This window comes from Actinocorallia sp. B10E7, assembly GCF_039871655.1.
Lineage (GTDB): Bacteria > Actinomycetota > Actinomycetes > Streptosporangiales > Streptosporangiaceae > Actinocorallia.
The window spans coordinates 194,158-213,019 of sequence record NZ_JBDPLZ010000009.1; the positions used below are offsets into that span (position 1 = coordinate 194,158).

The window sequence follows — 18,862 nt, forward strand, 5'->3', positions numbered from 1 at the left end:
ATCACTACGGGGGGATGGATCAGTGCCTACCAAAACGACAACGCGTGCGGCCACTCGCCGTAGTACCGCGACGACCCGCACACCGGCCGCCAAGAAGACGACCGGCAGGAAGTCCACGACCACCGCGAAGGGTTCGTCCGCCAAGCGGAAGCCCGCCAAGCGGACCAGCGCCGCGGCCACGACCGCGTCCCGGGTCACCTCGCGGACGGCGGCGTCGAAGACCCGTCCGGCCGCGCGCAAGACCACCACGACCAAGCCCGCGTCCCGCACCGCCGCCCGGACGACGGCGTCGCGGACCGGCGCGACCAAACGCACCACGGGGGCCACCGGCACGACCACACGTGCCACGACCACTCGGACCGCGGCGAAGGGCACCACTCCGGCGGCGGCGGCGACCAAGGTCAACTCGGCGGCGACCAAGATGACGACCGCCACCACCAAGATGACCGCGGCCGCCACCAAGGCGGGGACCTCCGCCAAGTCCATGAACGCGGCGATGACCGCGATGAAGAACGCGACCAAGTCGATGGCGACCGCGGCCAAGGCGATGTCGGACGCGGCCAAGGCGCTCAAGACGGTGAAGCAGCCGGCGGCCGAGGCCAAGCCGGCCACCCGGCGCACCGCGGCGAGCCGCACGTCCACCGGGACCACGGCCCGCAAGCCCGCCACCCGCCGGGCCACCGGCACCACGGCCAGGACCACCGCGAGCGGACGCACCAGCGCCGCCCGCAAGCCGGCAGCCGGCAGGACCACCACGACCACCCGGGCCAAGAGCACCGGGACCACCCGGGCGACCGGCACCCGTGCCGCGGGCACCCGGGCGACGGGCACTCGGGCGACGGGCACCCGTGCCACGAGCGCCCGGGCGACGGGCACCACCGGCCGGGCGGCGGCCAAGCCGGCCGCCCGCAAGACGACGGGTACGACCCGCACCACCAGGAAGACGGCCGCGGCCGAGCCCACCGCCGCGACCCCTACGGTGCGCAGGCCCGCCGAGCGGGGCACCGAGCCCGCCGCCCTCGAACAGCCAAGGGAGGAAGAACAGCGATCCGAGACCGGCTCGTCCCGCGGCGGCGAGGAGTCGGAGCACAAGTCGGGGCTGGCCGGCCTGTTCAGCCGGCTTTGACCCGCCGAGGCCCGGGCCCCTTCCCCGATTCCAGGGGGAAGGGGCCCGGCCATGTCGATCAATGCCCCTGGGCCGGGTAATCGTTCGCCGATCCCGCAGGTCACGGCGGGCCGTCCGGCGTGCGGAGGACTACCGTGCGCAACCATGCGCCTCACCTTCGCCGCCGCCGCTCCGGTGACCGTACTGCTGACCCTCCTGCCCGGCCCCGCCAGGGCGAATCCACCAGTCTCCGCCGCGGCGAAGGACGAACTGCTGCCCGCCCTCACCCGCACCGTCCGCTACAAGGACTACAACCAGGACGTCCAGATCCTGCAGGAGCACCTGAGGCGGTGGGGGTACTCGCCCGGGCCCGTCAACGGCTACTACGGCGACGAGACCAGGGCGGCGGTCTGGACGTTCCAGAAGGTCAACGGGCTCAGGCCCGCCACGACCGTGGGCGAGCGGACCCGGAACGCGTTGTTCGCCCCGGTCCGGATCCGGCCGCTGGTCCGCAGGGCGCCGGGCCGCAGGGTCGAGATCGACCTCCGCCGCCAGCTGCTCGTCGTGTGGAAGCGCCACCGGCCGGTGCTGGTCACCCACGTCTCCACCGGCGCCAACACCTTCTACTGCGACCACGGGCTGTGCGGCTTCGCCCGCACCCCGGTGGGGAACTTCCGGGTCACCCGAAGGATCAAGGGCTGGCACACCGGACGGCTGGGCGCCATGTACTACCCGGCCTTCTTCCGCGGGGGCGTCGCCCTGCACGGCTCGCCGAGCGTCCCCAGCCGCAGAGCCTCCCACGGCTGCGTCCGCATCCCCATGCACCTGGCGAAGAAGGTCTACCGGTACGCCAAGGTCGGCACCCCCGTCTACGTGCGCAAACCCGCGAAGAGGCTCAACGGGCGAGGGGGAGGCGGACGATGAACCTGGCGCCCGTCTCGCTGTCGCCCACCCGGACGTCGCCCCGGTGGGCGTTGGCGATCTCCCGGACGATCGCCAGCCCCAGCCCGGTGCCGCCGGTGTCCTTGCTGCGGGAGGCGTCCAGCCGGGTGAACCGGTCGAAGACCGCCTCCCGCATGCGGGGCGGAATGGTGTCGCCGTCGTTGTAGACCTCCAGGACGGCCCGGTCCCCCTCGGCTCCGACCCGCACGTCGATGACCTTCTCGGCGTGCCGTTCCGCGTTGTCGAGCAGGTTGTTGAACAGCCGGCTCAGGTGCAGGGGATGGCAGAACACCTCGGCGGGCTCGGCCTCGACCGTGATCCGGGAATCCTCCGGCCGCCGCAGGATCTCCGCCCGCACCAGCTCGGCCAGATCCAGCCGCTTGCTCCGCGGCACCTGGCCCGCGTCCAGCCGGGCGAGTTCGAGCAGGTCGTCCACCAGGGCCTGGAGCCGGTCCAGGCTGCCCGACAGCTTCTCCGCGGTGACGGGCCAGTCGGTCTCGTCCGGGTACATCATGGCCGCGTCCAGCTCGGCGCGCATCGCGGTGATCGGGGAACGCAGGTCGTGTGAGGCGTTGGAGGTGAACTCCCGCTCCTTGCGCAGGGACTCGTCCAACCGGTCGAGCGCCTCGTTGGCCGAGATGGCCAGGGCTCGCAGCTCGTCGCCGTGCCGGGGCAGCGCGATACGGCGCCTGGAGTCGTCGCCGGCGGTCTTCAGAGCGATCCGCATGGCCTCCCTGCGGATGTCGTTGACGGGTTTGAGGGCGCGGGAGACGGTACGGGCGGTGCCGACCGAGGTGAGGCCGATGAGCAGCATGCAGGCCAGGAGCAGCAGGGACAGGAACCGTGCGTCGACGTACCAGGGGATGTCGGGGGCGAAGGCGTAGACGAACCAGTCGCCTTCCGGCTCGTAGACCCGGAACACGACGATGATCTCGCAGGCGGGGAACACCGGCAGCGAGCAGTCGATCTGCGCGGCCCGGGTGTTGTCCTCGGGCGGGGTCAGCGTGGAGATCCGGGAGGTGGAGCCCAGGTTCTGCGTCCCGGCGACGGTCCGGCCCCGCGCGTCGATCACCTGGACGCCGTCCAACCAGGCGAGCTCGCCGGTCTGCGGGATCTGCTGGGGCAGGGTGTCGCGCTTGACGTCGCGCACGATCTTCAGCGCCGCGGTGGTGGTGCGTTCGACCTGGTAGTCGATCGCCTGGCTGCGGATCGCGACCAGGGCCAGGACCGAGGTGCCCAGGCACAGGACGAACATGACCGAGGTGGCGATCACGGTCAGCCGGGTCCTGATGGACCAGCCTTCGAACACCACACCCCCCAGGTCGCCTGCAGCGTCTGGGGGGTCCAGGTGATTCTAAGGCCTGTCCCCCGGATCTCACCGGTGATCGGGGAACGGTCCGTCGCCGGACGGTCACCGTGAGGTGGACCGGCGGCGCCGCGGGGCGGGGCGGCTCACATCCGTTCGGGAACGCCGATGCCCAGCAGGCCCAGCCCGGTGACCAGTGTGTTCAGCGCCAGCGCGCAGATCGCCAGCCGGGGAGCGCGGACCTCCTCGGGCACCGGTCCGTCCGGGCCCTTGACCACCGGGCAGTTCTCGTAGAACCCGGTGAGGGCGTCGGCCACCTCGTAGAGGTAGGAGGCCAGCTTGTGCGGGGTCACGTCCTCGATCAGCGCGTCGATCGCGGCGCCGAAGCTCAGCAGCTTCAGCACCAGGGCGCGCTCCGCCGGATGGGTGATGCGGATCGGACCGGCGGCCGCCCCGGGGTCGGCGCCGGCCATCCGGAAGATCGACCTGATCCGGGCCGCGGCGTACTGCAGGTACGGGCCGGTGTTCCCGTTGAGCGCGACCATGCGGTCGAGATCGAAGACGTACTCGCTGTCGCGGGCCACGGACAGGTCGGCGTACTTGATCGCGCCGACGCCCACGGCCCGCGCGATCTCGGCCCTGGTCCCGGCGTCGTAGCCGCGGTCCTCGATGATCTTCTCGGCCCGCTCGACGGCCTCGTCGATCAGCGAGGCCAGCCTGATCGGCTTGCCGGAGCGGGTGCGCAGGATCCTGCCGTCGGTGCCCAGCACGTTGCCGATGCCCGCGTGGAACGGCTCGGTGTGCTCCAGCCAGCCGGCCTTCCGCGCGGTCTCGTAGATCATCTTGAAGTGCAGCGACTGCGGGATGCCGACCACGTAGACCACCCGGTCGGCGCGCAGGGTCAGCGCCCTGTACCGCAGCGCGGCCAGGTCGGTGGTGGCGTAGCCGTAGCCGCCGTCGCTCTTGCGGATGATCAGGGGCAGCGGCTTGCCCTCGCGGCCGGTGTAGCCCTCGAGGAAGACGCACAGCGCGCCGTCGTCGATCACCGCCAGGCCCTTTTCCTGGAGTTCGTCGCAGACGTCGGCGAGCATGTCGTTGTACTTGCTCTCACCGGCCAGGTCGGCGTCGGTGAGCGTCACGCCCAGCTCGCTGTAGATCTTGTTGAAGTACAGCTTGGACAGGTCGACCAGGCGCCGCCAGATGGCCAGCGTCTCGGCGTCGCCGGACTGCAGCGAGACCACCCGCCTGCGGGCCCGGGTGGCGAAGTCGCCGTGCCCCTCGCCCTTCTCACTGGCCTCGAACTTGGCCCGGGCCGCCTGGTAGAAGGCGTTCGGGTCGTCGGTCAGCTCCCGCTGGGCCTCCTCCTCGCCGATCTCCAGCAGGTGCTCGATGAGCATGCCGAAGGGGGTGCCCCAGTCGCCGATGTGGTTCTGCCGGATCACGTCGTGGCCGCGGAACTCCGCGGTGCGGGCGAAGGCGTCGCCCACCACGGTGGTGCGCAGGTGGCCGACGTGCATCTCCTTGGCGACGTTGGGCGCCGAGTAGTCGACCGGGATGGTCAGCGGCCGGTCGGTGACCGGCCCGCCCACCCGGACCTCGCCGGACAGCAGGCAGGAGGCCTGCCTGGCGATCCACTCGTCCGACAGGGTGAGGTTGAGGAAGCCGGGCCCGGACACCTCGACCTTGGCGCAGATGCCCTCGACGTCCAGTTCGGCCACCAGTTCCTCGGCCACGTCCCGCGGTCGTCGGCCCAGTTTCTTCGACAGGGGCAGGGCCACGTTGGCCTGCAGGTCGGCGAACTGGGACGGCCGGATCACCGGGTCGGTGGCGGCGAACTCGGCGCCGAAAGCGGCGACGATCGCGGCCTGGACCCGAGCGGCGAGCACGAGTTGTGGATCGGACATGAACCAAGGTTATCGGGCGCCCAGACGCTGCTCGACTCGTTATCCACACCCCGGCTCCTCCGCGGCGCCCGGCACGCCCGTACGCCTCCTGCGCGGCTCAGCCGGCGGTGCCGCCCCCCGGAGGCTCCACATGGGGCCTGCGGGCGAAGATCGACGGTTTGGACGAGGCGCCCAGCTGCTCCTTCACCCGGTCGACCAGCTTGCCCTTGGACAGGTCGTAGGCGAGCTTGCAGGCCGCGGAGACCCCCCGCGCCCGGGACGCGCCGTGCGCGATGACCACGGCGCCGTTCAGCCCCAGCAGCACCCCGCCCCCGTAGGTCTCGCTGTCGAAGCGCTCCGCCAGCGCGCCCAGCTCCCTGCGCTGCAGGGCCGCGCCGAGCTTGGCGGTGCGGCTGGCCGTCAGCGCCTGGCGCAGCTCGGCGGCGGCGACCCGCAGGGTGCCCTCGATCGTCTTCAGGGCGACATTGCCCGTGAACCCGTCGGTGACGATCACCTCGGCCCGGCCGCGCAGCAGGTCGTGGCCCTCGAGGTTGCCGACGAACTCCAGCGAGGACGCGGTGAGCAGCTCGTGCGCCTTCTTCACCAGCTTGTTGCCCTTGCCGGGCTCCGAGCCGATGCTCAGCAGCCCCACCCGGGGGCGGGGGACGCCCAGCAGGATCTGGGCGTAGGCGGTGCCGAGCATCGCGAACTGCAGCAGCATCTCGGGTTTGGCGTCGGCGGTGGCGCCGGCGTCGAGCAGGACCGTCGGCAGCGGCAGGGTCGGCAGGGTGACGGCGATCGCCGGGCGCATGATGCCGTGCTGGCCCTTCAACCGCACCGCCGAGGTGGCGACCACGCCCGCGGTCGATCCCGCCGAGACCATCGCCCCGGCCTTGCCGTGCTTGATCAGCTCGCACGCGATCGCCACCGTGGAGCGGGGCTTGCGCCAGGACGCCAGCGCCCCCTCGCCCATCTCCAGCGCCTGGTCGGTGTGCACGATGGGGATCTTCCCCGCCGCGTCGTGCTCGGCGAGCAGGGTCCGCAGCCGCCGGGCCGGTCCGACCAGGATGAGCGGGACGTCGTGGTCGCGGACCGCGCTGACCGCGCCCGCCACCGCCTCCCGTGGCGCGTGGTCGCCCCCCATGCAGTCCAGCACCACCGGCAGCAACGGGCCTCCTTCTTCCGACGGCTAACCGTCCTTGCAGTCTGTCCCGAGGCAACCGGCGTTCTTCACCAGGGGCTCACCGGCCACCAGGATCGTGTAGTACTCGGTCTTGAGCGTGGGCAGCGTGGCCCCGAACACCTGGACGGGCTGCTTGTCGACGGTGGTTCCGGTACAGCGCACCAGCAGCTTGTCCCGGGTGGCCTCCGGCATACTCTGGCAGACCAGCGGCTGCGCCAGCCGCTTGCCGCGCGCATCCAGCTCGGCCTTGGCCGCGGCGGGAAGGGCCTTGAGCATCGCGGTCTGGGTCCCGTACCGCACCGCGTCGCCGCGCGTCAGGATCACGGCGACGGCGACGCCCAGGCCGGCGACGATCGCGGCGGCGATGGAGGCGATGAGGATCTTCTTGTTCTTCACGCACTGAACGTCACCTGTGGTGATGTCGACCACACGCGACACCAGGCGGGTTTCCCGGTTTTTGACCCGCGTCCCGCCCCGCCTTGGCAGGGCCGGGACGGCGGCCGATAGCGGATTGATAGCGGCGCGGTGCATGGTGTGGTGACCTGTTTCGTCACCTTGCAGCCGGGTCGGAAGAGGAAGGTTCACGGGCGCGCGCCCTGGGGTGGACAGCTGACCGCATCGGGTCAGGACGGGCGCCCGTGAACTCCGGCCGGGTCGTGCTCAGACGCCGTAGGAGGCGACCAGGTAGGCGCGGGCCAGGGTGTGGGCGGTGATGTTGAATCCGACCTGCGCGGCGGGGGCGTCGGGCGTCACTCCGAGAGACGGGACGTCCAGGGCGTGGACGGCGAACACGTAGCGGTGGGGCGGGCCGGGCGGCGGGCCGGCCCCGCCGAAGGCGTTGTCGCCGTAGTCGTTGCGGCCCTGGACGCCGATCGGGTCGTCGGCGCCGATCCCCGACGGGAGCTCCGTCACGTGCGCCGGGACGTCCCACAGCAGCCAGTGCCAGAATCCGCTGCCGGTGGGCGCGTCGGGGTCGTAGACGGTGACGGCGAAGCTCTGGGTCTCGGGCGGGAATCCCGACCAGGCCAGGTGTGGTGAGACGTTCCGTCCGGCGTGGCCCCAGCCGTCGAACACCTGGGCCTGCGAGAGCGTGCCGCCGTCGGTCACGTCCTCGCTGGTCAGGGTGAACGAGGGGACCTGCGGAAGGAAGTCGTACGGAAGAGGTGCGGGCATAGAAAAGGCCTCCATCGACCGACCGGTGATGGAGGCCACTCTAATGACTCACTTGTTGATCGCCTCGTTGTACGCGGCGATCACTTCCTTCGGGTCGCCGTCCATGACGAGCCTGCCGTCGTCCAGCCACAGGACCCGGTTGCAGGTCTCCTCGACCACGTCGAGCTGGTGGGCGACGAGGAAGACCGCGCCGGCGTCCCTGCGCAGCTGTTCGATCTTGGCCTTGCTGCGGCGCCGGAACTTGGCGTCGCCGGTGGCCAGGGCCTCGTCGATGAGCAGCACGTCGTGGGTGCGGGCCGAGGCGATCGCGAAGCGCAGCCGGGCCCCCATGCCCGAGGAGTAGGTGCTCATCGGGTACTTGATGAAGCCCTTCCGCAGGCCCGCGAACTGCACGATGCTCTGGTACTTGGCCTTGACCTCCTCGGGGCTCATGCCCATGGCCAGGCACCCGAGGATGATGTTGCGCTCGCCGGTGAGGTCCTTCATCAGCGCGGCGCCGACGCCCAGCAGGGAGGGCTGCCCGTCGGTGTAGACACTGCCGGAGGCCGGGGGCAGCAGGCCGGCGATCGCCTTCAGCAGGGTGGACTTGCCCGAGCCGTTGGTGCCGATGACACCGATGGCGTCACCCTTGTAGGCGACGAACGACACGCCCTTGACCGCGTGGACCGTGGTGGTCTGCGGCCGGTCCTTGCGGCGCAGGACGCGGGCCAGCGCGGTCGCGCCCGAGCCCTTCTCCCTGGCCGCCCCGTACACCTTGTAGATGATGTGGAGGTCGTCGACGACCACGATGGGCTGGCGGGTGTAGTCGATGACGACGGGGGGCGGCGCCACGGGACGGGCCTGCTCCTGGATCTCAGCCACGTCCGTACCTCTCCTCTGCCCGGTAGAACCAGTAGAAGCCGCCGACGCAGAGAATGAGCGCCCAGGCGACGGCGTACAGCCAGAGCAGTCCGGGATCGTTCATCGCGACCTGGGGGTTCTTCTGCGCCACGTACGAGGGGATCATGGCCTGCCGCGCGAGCTCGACGTAGACGAAGCCCGGGTTGGCCTCCAGCAGGCCCAGGATCCACGGGTTGTCCCGCACGGTCTCGGACCGGTTGGCCAGGCTGGCGACCGGGAAGATCACGCCGGAGACGTAGAGCCAGGTGCGCAGCACGAACGGCAGGAGCTGGGTGATGTCCCGGGTGAACGCGCCGAGCCGGGCCACGATCATGCTCAGCCCGACGTTGAACAGCAACTGGAGCACGATCACCGGCACCAGGAGCAGCCAGGTGGCGGCGGGGGCGACCCCGCATGCCAGTACCAGGAACACCAGTACGACCAGGGAGATCAGCAGCTGCTGCAGCTCCACCGCGGTGTAGGCCAGCGGCAGGGTGGCCCGGGGGAAGTGCAGCGCCCTCACCAGCGGCAGGTGCCCGCCGACCGCCTTGGCGCTCGTGGTGAGCGAGCGCTGGGTGAAGGTGAAGACGAAGACCCCGGTGATCAGCCAGGGCACGTAGTCGTGGATGCCCTTGTGCAGCTCCAGCAGCAGCCCGAAGATCACGAAGTAGACGCCCGCGTTGAGCAGCGGGGTGAGGACCTGCCAGATCTGGCCCAGCTTGGACGAGGTGTACATCGCCGCCCGCTTGGAGGAGGCGAACGTCCAGATGAAATGCCGACGGTCCCAGACTTTTCTGATGTACTGCCCGAGCGCGGGTCGGGCGGAACTCTGGGTCAGGCCGTGACGAGCGGCGAAGGCAGCCAGTGACTCGCCGGACTTCCCTTGGGGTGCGGGGGGTACGGTGAGACTGCCGGCCGGGCCGCTTCCGGGCCGTTCCGGGTGACTCATGGCGCTGAGCCTATTGCAGGTACAGCCGCGCATGGGACATTCGTCGACATGTGATCCGTTCCTAATCGATCTCTCTTCTGAAGCTCGCCCCCGGTTCATATCCTACTGTGTAGGTAGGTTTATCGGGGAAGGGGCGGGAAACCCGAACCGCCCGGGCACATGAAACCACTCACCGGAACGGTCATGCCCGCTGGGCCGCCTCGGCATCCTCTCGGACGGTAGCCTTTGGCGCGTGAGTCGAGAAGGTGTAACTCCTCAGTCTGAAGATTTCTCCGCCTGGTACAACGAGGTCGTCATCAAGGCGCAGCTCGTCGACCGCGGGCCGGTGCGCGGCACCATGGTGATCCGGCCCTACGGGTACCGGGTCTGGGAGCTGATCCAGGCCGACCTGGACGCCAGGATCAAGGAGGCCGGGCACGAGAACGCCTGCTTCCCGATGTTCATCCCGGAGTCCTACCTCAAGCGCGAGGCCGAGCACGTCGAGGGCTTCTCGCCGGAGCTGGCCGTGGTCACCCACGCCGGCGGCAAGGAGCTCGAGGAGCCGCTGGTCGTCCGGCCGACCTCCGAGACGGTCATCGGCGAGTACATGGCCAAGTGGATCGACTCACACCGCGACCTTCCGCTGCTGCTCAACCAGTGGGCCAACGTCGTGCGCTGGGAGATGCGTCCGCGCATGTTCCTGCGCACCACCGAGTTCCTCTGGCAGGAGGGCCACACCGCGCACGTCGACGAGGAAGACGCCATGCGCGAGACCCTCTGGGCGCTGGACGCCTACGAGAAGGTCGCACGGGACCTCGCGGCCATGCCCGTCGTCCCGGGCGAGAAGACCCCGGGCGAGCGGTTCGCGGGCGCGGTGCGCACGTACACGATCGAGGGCATGATGCGGGACGGCCGCGCCCTGCAGGCCGGTACGTCGCACTACCTCGGCACCAACTTCGCCAAGGCGTTCGAGATCGACTACCAGGACGCCGACGGGGAGCTCGTCCTGGCGCACACCACGTCCTGGGGCATGAGCACCCGCATGATCGGCGGCGTGATCATGACGCACGGCGACGACAAGGGCCTGGTGCTGCCGCCGAGGCTGGCCCCCTACCAGGTCGTGATCGTCCCCCTCGGCCGCAAGGAGCAGGCCGAGACCACCGCGGCCAAGGCGCACGAGGTCGCCGCCGAGCTGAAGGCGGCGGGCGTGCGCGTCCACGTCGACGACAAGCGGCCCCAGCTCTCTCCGGGCTTCAAGTTCAACGACTGGGAGATGCGCGGCGTCCCGATCCGGCTGGAGCTGGGCATGCGCGACATCGACAACGGCGTCGTCACCCTCGCCCGGCGCCTGCCGACCGAGGAGGGCCAGGGCAAGGAGACGATCCCGTTCGGCGAGGTCGCCGCCCGCGTCCCCGGCATCCTGGACGACTTCCAGGCGTTCCTGCTGCGCCGCGCCGAGGAGTTCCGCGACTCCCACACCCGTCCCGTGGACTCCTGGGAGGACTTCACGGCCCAGGTGGCCCAGGGGTGGGCTCTGGCCCTGCACTGCGGCCGCACGGCCTGCGAGGACGAGATCAAGGCCGAGACGGCGGCCACCCCGCGCTGCATCCCGGCGGCGGGCGAGGCCGACTCCGGCGTCTGCGTGCGGTGCGGTGAGCCCTCGGACTACGGCAAGCGCGTGATCTTCGGCAAGTCCTACTGATCCTTATCCGTTGAGAAAGGGGGCCCGTCGCGCGGGCCCCCTTTCTCGTCTCGGGAAGCGGATCAGCCGGGCAGCCGCTCGGCGAGCTCACGGGCGAGCAGGACGGGGTTCACGGGTCCGTCACCGGCGGTGCGGGCGGCGACGGCCGGGTCGGGGATCGGAGTGCCCTGGCAGGTGCGGTCGGCCTTGGGGAGGACCCCGTCGACCAGCCACTGCTCGACGATGGTGTCCACGCAGGGGTTGTCACCGGCGTAGAGGGCGTGGTCTCCCTCGTTCCTGACGGTGACCATGCGGGAGTTCGCGTAACGCTTGTGGACCTTGAGAGCGGGCCCGTAGGGGGTGGCCGGGTCGTACACGGACTGGACCAGGAGCATCCCGGGCAGGTCGTTGCCGGCGGGCCGGGCGAGCTTGAGCCGCCCGGAGGCCTGCTTCCAGTACGGGCACGGGTTCAGGGCCAGGTCGTAGCCGATCAGCGGGTACTTCTTGCCGAGCTTCGCGGCGGCGGAGGACTGCTGCTTCGGCGTGCGGGAGTACTTCATGTCGCCGCAGGTGACGTCGTAGAACACAGCCCCCTCCCCGTAGATGGCGGCTGCGGGCCGTGCGTTCAGCGCCTTGGGAAGCGTGCGCGCCCGGGCCTGGCCGCCGTCCGTCAGAGCGGTCAGGGCGCTCATGAGGCCGGCCGTCTCGATGAAGGAGTACTTGCTGTAGAGCGACTGCCAGATGATCTGGTCGAAATCTATGGGGTAGAGGTCCTGGGTGCTGCCGTCGTCGTAGGTGAGCTTGACGTAGCCCTCCTTGGCGATGACCGCCCGGATCTCCTCATAGGTGTTGAGCACGGCCTTCTCGGATGCGCCCAGGCCGAACTGCCCGTTGTTCCCGGCGGCCCAGCGGGCGAACTGGCGGAACCGGTCCCAGAAGCCCTTGGGCTGGGAGTCGGTCCACTTCTGCCAGGTGCCGGTGTAGTCGACCGCGGAGTCCAGGACGAAGCGTCCGGTGGACTTGGGCCATCTCTTGGCGTAGTGCGCGCCGAGCCAGGTCCCGTTGGAGTAGCCGATCCAGTGGATCTTCTTGACCTTCTTGCCGTCGGAGGTCTCGAGGTTGCGGCGGATCCATTCCAGGTCGTGGACGGTCTGCGCGGTCGTCACGTACTCGGCGGGGAGCGGGCCGCCGCCGTTCCGGCAGGAGTCCGCCATCCTCTTGGACCAGGTGAGCATGGCCTTGGCGTTCCCGGCGCTGAGGTCCCGCGTGTTGGTCGGCACCGGCGGGTCCGTCTTGCAGCGGGCCTTGGTGCCGCCTCCGGTGCCGCGCACGTCGACGCCGATGACGTCCATGGTGTCGAGCACGCGGTCACGGCCGGCGCTGATGAGCGACAGCGGCAGCGTCCGCCCGGCGCCGCCGGGCCCGCCGGGATTGGTGAAGATCACGCCCTGGGGCTTCTTGCGCGCCTTGAGGCGGCTGATCGCCAGGGTGATCTTCTTGCCGTTCGGCTTCTTCCAGTCGAGCGGAGCCTTGATCTTGGCGCACTCCAGGCGTGTGTACTCGGGGAAGGCCGGGTCGGGGCTGGTCTTGAAGCACCGCTTCCACTTGATGTCCTGAGCGGCGATCCGCAGGGGCGGCTCTTGCGAGGGGAGAGCCGACGCCCCTGGGACGAACGCCGCGAGGGAGAGCATCGTCACCGAGGCCAGGGCCAGGGCAGGACGCCGCATGTGTTCCTCCTGAAAGGCGGGAAGGCTCCCGGCGGGTGGCCGGAGCCCCTTCCTGGTGAAGCGGCGGGGGAGGGTTCAGCTATGAGATGAGAGTGATCCCCGGTGGGTTCGCGTTGGTTTGCGTTGATTCACGGTTGTCTTTCACTGGTCAGCCGCGCCCCGACGCGGAGAGCTCCCAGGCGCGCAGGAGCGGGTTGACCGGCCGGTCGGCGGCACGGTCGGCCACCCGCGGAACGGAGGCCGCGGTTCCCTGACAGGTCACGTCCCGCCGGGGGTACACGCCGTCGATCAGGTAGTTCTCGACGATGTCGTTGACGCAGGGATTGTCGCCCGCGTAGATGCCGTGGTCGCCCTCGTCGGCGACGGTGACCAGGCGGGAGTTCTGATACGCCTTGTGTGCCTTGACAGCGCCGATATAGGGCGTGGCGGGGTCGCCCATCGAGTGGACCATGAGCACCCGGGGCAGCCCGCCGCCGACGGGACGGGACAGCTTGAGTCCGCCGGGGACCTTCTTCCAGTACGCGCAGGGGTCCATGAGCCGGCTGTAACCCGCCAGGGGGTACTTCTTGCCCGACTGTCCGGAGAACTTGACGAGTTCCCTGGGGTTCCGCGTGTTCGGGGTGTCGTTGCAGGTGAGGTTGTAGAAAGTAGGGGTTTCCCCCGCGTAGGGGTTTTGGGCAGCTCTCCCCGCCAGCGGTTTCCGGGAGGCGTCGCCGGTCGCGGCGGAGACGAGGTCCTTCAAGGTGAGCGCCAGGTCGGCGAAGAGGTACTTCGAGTACAGCGCCGAGATGATGGTGTAGTCGATCTGGTCGGCGCTGAAGCTCTCGATTCTGCCGTCGGGGCGTGTGACCTCGATCCCGTACTTCTTGGCGGCGACCGCGCGGACCCTCTCGTAGGTCGCGAGGACCGCCTTCTGGGACCCGCCCAGCCCGTACGCGTCGTCGTACTGGGCGGCCCAGCGGGCGAACGCCTCGAACCGAGCCTGGAATGCCTTGGGTTGGGTGTCGAAGAAGGACTGCCAGGAACCACTGAAGTCGACGACGCCGTCGAGGACGAAGCGTCCGGTGGATTTGGGCCACTTGCGGGCGTAGTAGGCGCCGATCCAGGTGCCTCCGGAGTAGCCGACCCAGTGGACCTTCTTGACCTTCCTGCCGTCGGAGGCTTTGAGGTTGCGGCGGATCCATTCCAGGTCGTAGACGGTCTGTGCGGTCGTCACGTACTTGGAGGGGAGCTTCTTACCGCCGTATTTCTGGCAGCCTTTCGCCTGTTCCTGCGCCCAGAAGAGCATCGCACGGATGTTGGATCGGCTGCGGTCGCGCGAGTCGTAGGTTCCGCCATAGGCGTCCTTGCAGGACGCCTGAGTGCTGTAGCCGGTGCCCCGGATGTCGATGCCGATGATGTCCATGTGGTCGAGCAGCCGGGCGCGGTCCGTGTCGATGAAGATGAGGGGAAGCGTCCAGCCTGCCGCACCGGGGCCGCCGGGGTTGGTGAACAGCACGCCCTTGACCTGTTTGCGCGCCTTGAGGCGGCTGATCGCCAGGGTGATCTTCTTGCCGCTGGGCTTCTTCCAGTCAAGCGGGGCCTTGAGCGTGGCACACTCCAGCCGCCGGTACTGAGGGCGATTCGTGTCCCGGTGCCTCTTATGGCATGGCTTCCATCCGATGCTCTGGGCGGCGATCCGCTGCGTCGGACCCCGTCGGTCCTGTTCGCCGGGAAGAGCTGCAGAGGCGGGGGTGAAAGCGGCGAGGGGGAGCATCGTCACCGTTGCCATGGCCAAGGCGCGACGGCGCATGTACACGTCCTTCGGGAAAAGGAAGAGAGGGCCCCGAAGGGCCCTCTCGGAATGAGGAACGGTCAGTTCCTGCCGACCAGCTGGTCGAGCTCCTGCAGCAGTTCCAGGGGGTTGGCCTGCTGCCGGGGGGCGCGTCCTTCGGCCGCGATGATGACGGGAAGCGGCGTTCCCTGGCAGGAGCCGTCCCGCTTGGGGAAGACGCCGTTGATCAGGTAGCGCTCGACGACCTTGTCCACGCAGGGGTTGCCGGAGGCGTAGATGGCGTGGTCGCCCTCGTTCCTGACGGTGATCAGACGCGAGTTCTTGTACGCCTTGCGCGCGTTGACGGCCTCGCCGTAGGCGGTGGCCGGGTCGCCCACGGACTGGACCAGGAGCAGCTTGGGCAGGCCGCCTCCGGCGGGACGGGGCAGCTTGAGCTGGCCGGAGGCCCGCTTCCAGTGCACGCAGGGGTTGGTGATCTGGGCGTAACCGGCCAGCGGGTAGCGGGCGCCGTTCTTCTTGGTGAAGGCGGCGTGCTTGGCCGGGCTGCGGCCGAACGCGGTGTCGTTGCAGGTGATGTTGATGTAGGTCGGGGTCTCTCCCGCGGCGGGGTCCTGGGCCCGCGAGAGGCGCTTGGCCCGGGCGCGGGCCTGCGCGTCGAGGGTGAGCGCGCTCAGGAAGTTCAGGTCCTGAGCCAGGCCCGGGAAGCTCGTCTTGGAGTAGAGCGACGAGGCGATGTAGCTGTCGAGCGTGCCGGGGTAGAAGTACTCGACGGTGCCGTTGTCGTAGGTGAGCTCGATCCGGCCCTTCTTGGCGATGGCGGCGCGGATCCGCTCGTACCGGCCGATGACGGCCTGCTGCGAGGCCCCGAGCCCGAAGACGGCGTTGTACCCGGCGGCCCAGCGGGCGAACTGCCCGAACCGCTTCTGGAAGGCCTTCGGCTGGGCGTCGTCGGAGACCCGCCAGGTGGAGGCGAAGTTGACGACGGAGTCGAGGACGAAGCGTCCGGTGGACTTGGGCCACTTGCGGGCGTAGTAGGCGCCGAGCCAGGTTCCGGCGGAGTAGCCGATCCAGTGGATCTTCTTGACCTTCTTGCCGTTGGAGGTCTTGAGGTTGCGGCGGATCCATTCCAGGTCGTAGACGGTCTGTGCGGTCGTCACGTACTTGGAGGGGAGCTTGTTGTTGCCGCTCTGGCAGGCCTTGGCGTACTTCTTGCCCAGGGCGAGCAGGCGCTTGGTGTTGGCCGCGCTGCGGTTGCGGACCTCCAGGTACGGGCCGTAGACGTCCTTGCAGGAGGCCTGGGTGCTGTAGCCGGTGCCGCGGACGTCGATGCCGATGATGTCCATGGTGTCGAGCAGCTGGTTGCGCTCGGCGTTGATGAAGGTCAGCGGGAGGAGCACTCCTCCGCCACCGGGGCCGCCGGGGTTGGTGAACACCACGCCCTTGGCCTGCTGGCGCGCCTTGAGGCGGCTGATCGCCAGGGTGATCTTCTTGCCGTTCGGCTTCTTCCAGTCCAGCGGAGCCTTGATCTTGGCGCACTCCAGGCGCGCGTACTCCGGATAGGCCGGGTCGGGGCTCTTCTGGAAGCACTGCTTCCACTTGATGTTCTGCGCGGCGATCCGCTGGGTCGGGTCCTGCTGGGCCGACTCGCTGGGAAGGGCCGCCGAGGCGGGGGTGAGGGCCGCCAGGGAGAGCATCGTCACCGTGGCCATGACCAGGGCGCGACGGCGCATGTGTTCCTCCTCGGAACGTGGAGAGAGGCCCCGGCGATGGCAGGCCGGAGCCTCTCTTCTCACGAGATCGTGAGGAGGATCCTATGGGTAAAACGGTCATAAAGGGGCAGGTCTTAAAATCTTACGAAGAGGCCCACCTGTCACTTTCGTGATGGTGGGCTCGTCCAGGAACAGGTCATGCCGCGCGGGCCGCCGGAACCCGCGGCCGGTGGCCGGCGAGCGCCTCGCGCAGCTGCTTGCGCCCGCGGTGCAGACGGGACATCACCGTGCCGATGGGGGTGCCCATCATCTCGGCGATCTCCTTGTAGGCGTAGCCCTCGACGTCCGCGAGGTAGACGGCGTTGCGGAAGTCCTCGGGAAGGGCGCGCAGGGCGGCCACGACGTCGTCGTCGGGGATGTGGTCCAGGGCTTCGTGCTCGGCCGACCGCAGGCCGGCGACGGCCGACTCGGTCTGCGCCAGCTGCCACTCCTCCAGCTCGTCGGAGCCGGTGCGCTGCGGCTCGCGCTGCCTCTTGCGGTAGGCGTTGATGAAGTTGTTGGTGAGGATGCGGTGCAGCCAGGCCTTGAGGTTCGTGCCCTCCTGGAACTGGTGGAAGTTCACGTACGCCTTGGTCAGGGTCTCCTGGACGAGATCCTCGGCGTCGGCGCTGTTGCGCGTCATCCGGACGGCGCTGGCGTAGAGCGGGTCGGCCAACGGCAGGACCTCGCGCTCGTAGCGCTCAGAGGTCTTCGCCTTCTCCAGGGTGGTCATCGGCCTCCTCCTCACCGTCTTCCGGCCGTTCGGGGCAGGAGTCAAATCCAGTTCAGCATGGGATCCAGTTGTTTCCTACAAACTGGTGGTAAAACCCTGAAGTGGGTGACTTAGCAGTCAAACCGCTGCAGTCAGTGCAGGGCTTCCTCTTGATAACGAATGGCGGACGAATATGGGTTCCGTGGACTCGATCACACTCCGTTCGCTACGCTTACCTGGCTCGTGCAGCTGCACGTGCAATGGTGGGAGGACGCTGATACCGATGAGTTCCGGCTCGATGACCGGCCGGATGCAACTGGGCTCCCAGTTGCGCAGGCTGAGAGAGGCCCGGGGCATCTCGCGCGCCGAGGCCGGCTACGCCATCCGGGGCTCCGAATCCAAGATCAGCCGTCTGGAGCTGGGCCGCGTCGGCTCCAAATCCCGTGACATCAAGGACCTCCTGGCCCTGTACGGCGTCACCGACGACGTCCAGGTCACCGAGATCATGAAGCTGGCGGCCGCGGCCAACCGTCCCGGCTGGTGGCAGGCCTACAACGACCTGCTCCCGGCCTGGCTCGCCACCTACCTGGGTCTGGAGGAGGCGGCGTCCCGGCTGCGCTCCTACTGCGTCCAGTTCGTCCCCGAACTGCTGCAGACCGAGGAGTACGCCCGGGCGCTCCTGGCGTCGGCCCACCCCCGGGCCACCCCCGAGGAGCTCGACCGCCGCGTCGCGATCACCCTGCGCCGCCAGCGCGCCTTCTTCCGGCCCGGCGGCCCCCGCCTGTGGGCGGTCCTGGACGAGGCGGTCCTGCACCGCACCGTCGGCGACCCGGGGATCCACCGCCGCCAACTGCAGCACCTGCTCACCCTGAAAGGCGTGACCCTCCAGGTCCTGCCCTTCTCGGCGGGGGAGCACCCCGCCCAGTCCGGCGGCTTCAGCCTCCTGCGCTTCCCCCAGCCCGAACTGGGCGACATCGTCTACGTCCAGTCCCTGGCCGGCTCCACCCACCATGAGAAGCGTGAAGAGGTGGACGTCCACCTCCAGGCGATGGAGTACCTCTGCGTGGCCGCCCGCACCCCCGAACGCTCCGCCGAGCTCATCGCGGATCTGGTCCGTCTGATCCCCTGACCCCCGGACGGTCCCGGACGGCCCCGGACGCGAAGAAGGCCGGTCGTGGATCCACGACCGGCCTTCCATCTGCGGCCCCGAGAGGATTCGAACCTCCGACACACGGTTTAGGAAACCGTTGCTCTATCCCCTGAGCTACGGGGCCTCACCGCCGAAAGCCTACTGGAACCGGATCCGTCGCGTCCCCTCCGCGGTGACCATCCCGCGAACGCTCCGCGACGCCGTCCCGGTGCTTCGGCTCCGCGACCCCGTTAGATTACCGCTTCCGGCGCGTTGACGCCTTCCAGATGGCGCCCTCCGCCGCCGGGGTCCTCTTCGTCCCGTCGTCCGCACGCTCGCCGCGGTGCCGTCCGAACCTTCCGCACCACGCGGTCCGGCCCTCCGCCGACGCCGTCGGCGCCCTCTCCGCCACCGCGAAGAGACCTGTCATCGGCTGTGTACGAATGGCAGGACAGCTTGATCGGATCACCTGATCCAATGTCAGGGACGCTTGTCAAAATTGTTCGGCGGCGCAGGCGGGGTTTCCGCGAGGCCGGACCCGCTCTGCGCGCCACGCTCACTTCAGAAAACAGAGTCATTTCGCCGGGCTCCGGACTCCGGGCCGCTGATTTCGGGCGGCGGTCAGGCGGGCGGCGGTCAGGTGGGCGGCGGTCAGGTGGCGCGGGGCTTCACCGGTGCGGCGATCGCGAAGG

Annotated in this window: 15 protein-coding genes and 1 tRNA gene; 4 read left to right on the forward strand and 12 right to left on the reverse strand. The window is 69.4% G+C overall.

The genetic code is table 11. The features are described from left to right. Nucleotides 1-22 precede the first annotated feature (22 nt). Together ABGB12_RS27730 and ABGB12_RS27735 are read left to right on the forward strand one after the other, a co-directional pair. Nucleotides 23-1,126, forward strand: a complete 1,104-nt coding sequence (locus ABGB12_RS27730; RefSeq protein WP_347682407.1) for a hypothetical protein — start codon at nt 23-25, stop codon at nt 1,124-1,126. 144 nt (nt 1,127-1,270) lie between these two features. Then, a complete protein-coding gene (locus tag ABGB12_RS27735) occupies nt 1,271-2,029 on the forward strand; it encodes a L,D-transpeptidase family protein (RefSeq protein ID WP_347682408.1) in 759 nt (252 codons plus the stop codon). On the opposite strand, the gene ABGB12_RS27740 is transcribed toward ABGB12_RS27735, so the two are convergent. The 7 genes from ABGB12_RS27740 to ABGB12_RS27770 form a co-directional block, all read right to left on the reverse strand. Continuing rightward, nucleotides 2,001-3,356 (reverse strand): HAMP domain-containing sensor histidine kinase, encoded by a 1,356-nt coding sequence (locus ABGB12_RS27740; RefSeq protein WP_347682409.1) that lies wholly within the window; start codon nt 3,354-3,356, stop codon nt 2,001-2,003. The two genes, ABGB12_RS27735 and ABGB12_RS27740, sit on opposite strands and share 29 nt — an antisense overlap. Before the next feature lie 143 nt (nt 3,357-3,499). Beyond that, complete coding sequence (gene argS, locus ABGB12_RS27745; protein WP_347682410.1) at nt 3,500-5,257, reverse strand: arginine--tRNA ligase; 1,758 nt, start codon at nt 5,255-5,257, stop codon at nt 3,500-3,502. A 97-nt stretch (nt 5,258-5,354) separates the two neighbouring features. Then, nucleotides 5,355-6,404: a phosphate acyltransferase PlsX gene (gene plsX, locus ABGB12_RS27750; protein WP_347682411.1), complete on the reverse strand. Its 1,050-nt coding sequence runs from the start codon at nt 6,402-6,404 to the stop codon at nt 5,355-5,357. 21 nt (nt 6,405-6,425) lie between these two features. Further along, nucleotides 6,426-6,815 (reverse strand): hypothetical protein, encoded by a 390-nt coding sequence (locus ABGB12_RS27755; protein ID WP_347682412.1) that lies wholly within the window; start codon nt 6,813-6,815, stop codon nt 6,426-6,428. A 264-nt stretch (nt 6,816-7,079) separates the two neighbouring features. Beyond that, nucleotides 7,080-7,592 (reverse strand): YbhB/YbcL family Raf kinase inhibitor-like protein, encoded by a 513-nt coding sequence (locus ABGB12_RS27760; protein ID WP_347682413.1) that lies wholly within the window; start codon nt 7,590-7,592, stop codon nt 7,080-7,082. A gap of 48 nt (nt 7,593-7,640) precedes the next feature. After that, entirely contained in the window at nt 7,641-8,444 is an 804-nt protein-coding gene (locus ABGB12_RS27765) for an ABC transporter ATP-binding protein (RefSeq protein ID WP_347682457.1), read from the reverse strand. A gap of 1 nt (nt 8,445) precedes the next feature. Beyond that, entirely contained in the window at nt 8,446-9,420 is a 975-nt protein-coding gene (locus ABGB12_RS27770; RefSeq protein ID WP_347682414.1) for an ABC transporter permease, read from the reverse strand. A 232-nt stretch (nt 9,421-9,652) separates the two neighbouring features. Between ABGB12_RS27770 and proS the strand changes: the two genes are divergently transcribed. Then, on the forward strand, nt 9,653-11,101 hold the full coding sequence (gene proS, locus ABGB12_RS27775) for a proline--tRNA ligase (RefSeq protein WP_347682415.1): 1,449 nt from the start codon (nt 9,653-9,655) through the stop codon (nt 11,099-11,101). A 62-nt stretch (nt 11,102-11,163) separates the two neighbouring features. On the opposite strand, the gene ABGB12_RS27780 is transcribed toward proS, so the two are convergent. The 4 genes from ABGB12_RS27780 to ABGB12_RS27795 all read right to left on the reverse strand — a co-directional run bounded on the left by ABGB12_RS27780 (nt 11,164) and on the right by ABGB12_RS27795 (nt 17,062). Continuing rightward, the gene (locus ABGB12_RS27780; protein WP_347682416.1) at nt 11,164-12,807 is read right to left on the reverse strand and encodes an alpha/beta hydrolase; all 1,644 of its coding nucleotides are present in this window, start codon (nt 12,805-12,807) and stop codon (nt 11,164-11,166) included. A 148-nt stretch (nt 12,808-12,955) separates the two neighbouring features. Next, nucleotides 12,956-14,599, reverse strand: a complete 1,644-nt coding sequence (locus ABGB12_RS27785) for an alpha/beta hydrolase (RefSeq protein ID WP_347682417.1) — start codon at nt 14,597-14,599, stop codon at nt 12,956-12,958. Between the two features lie 62 nt (nt 14,600-14,661). After that, entirely contained in the window at nt 14,662-16,311 is a 1,650-nt protein-coding gene (locus tag ABGB12_RS27790; RefSeq protein WP_347682418.1) for an alpha/beta hydrolase, read from the reverse strand. A 175-nt stretch (nt 16,312-16,486) separates the two neighbouring features. Then, the gene (locus ABGB12_RS27795) at nt 16,487-17,062 is read right to left on the reverse strand and encodes a sigma-70 family RNA polymerase sigma factor (protein WP_347682419.1); all 576 of its coding nucleotides are present in this window, start codon (nt 17,060-17,062) and stop codon (nt 16,487-16,489) included. 262 nt (nt 17,063-17,324) lie between these two features. Between ABGB12_RS27795 and ABGB12_RS27800 the strand changes: the two genes are divergently transcribed. Then, entirely contained in the window at nt 17,325-18,170 is an 846-nt protein-coding gene (locus ABGB12_RS27800) for a helix-turn-helix transcriptional regulator (protein ID WP_347682420.1), read from the forward strand. Between the two features lie 72 nt (nt 18,171-18,242). Here the strand turns inward: ABGB12_RS27800 and ABGB12_RS27805 are convergent. After that, a tRNA-Arg gene (locus tag ABGB12_RS27805) sits at nt 18,243-18,315 on the reverse strand. Nucleotides 18,316-18,862: the final 547 nt, after the last annotated feature.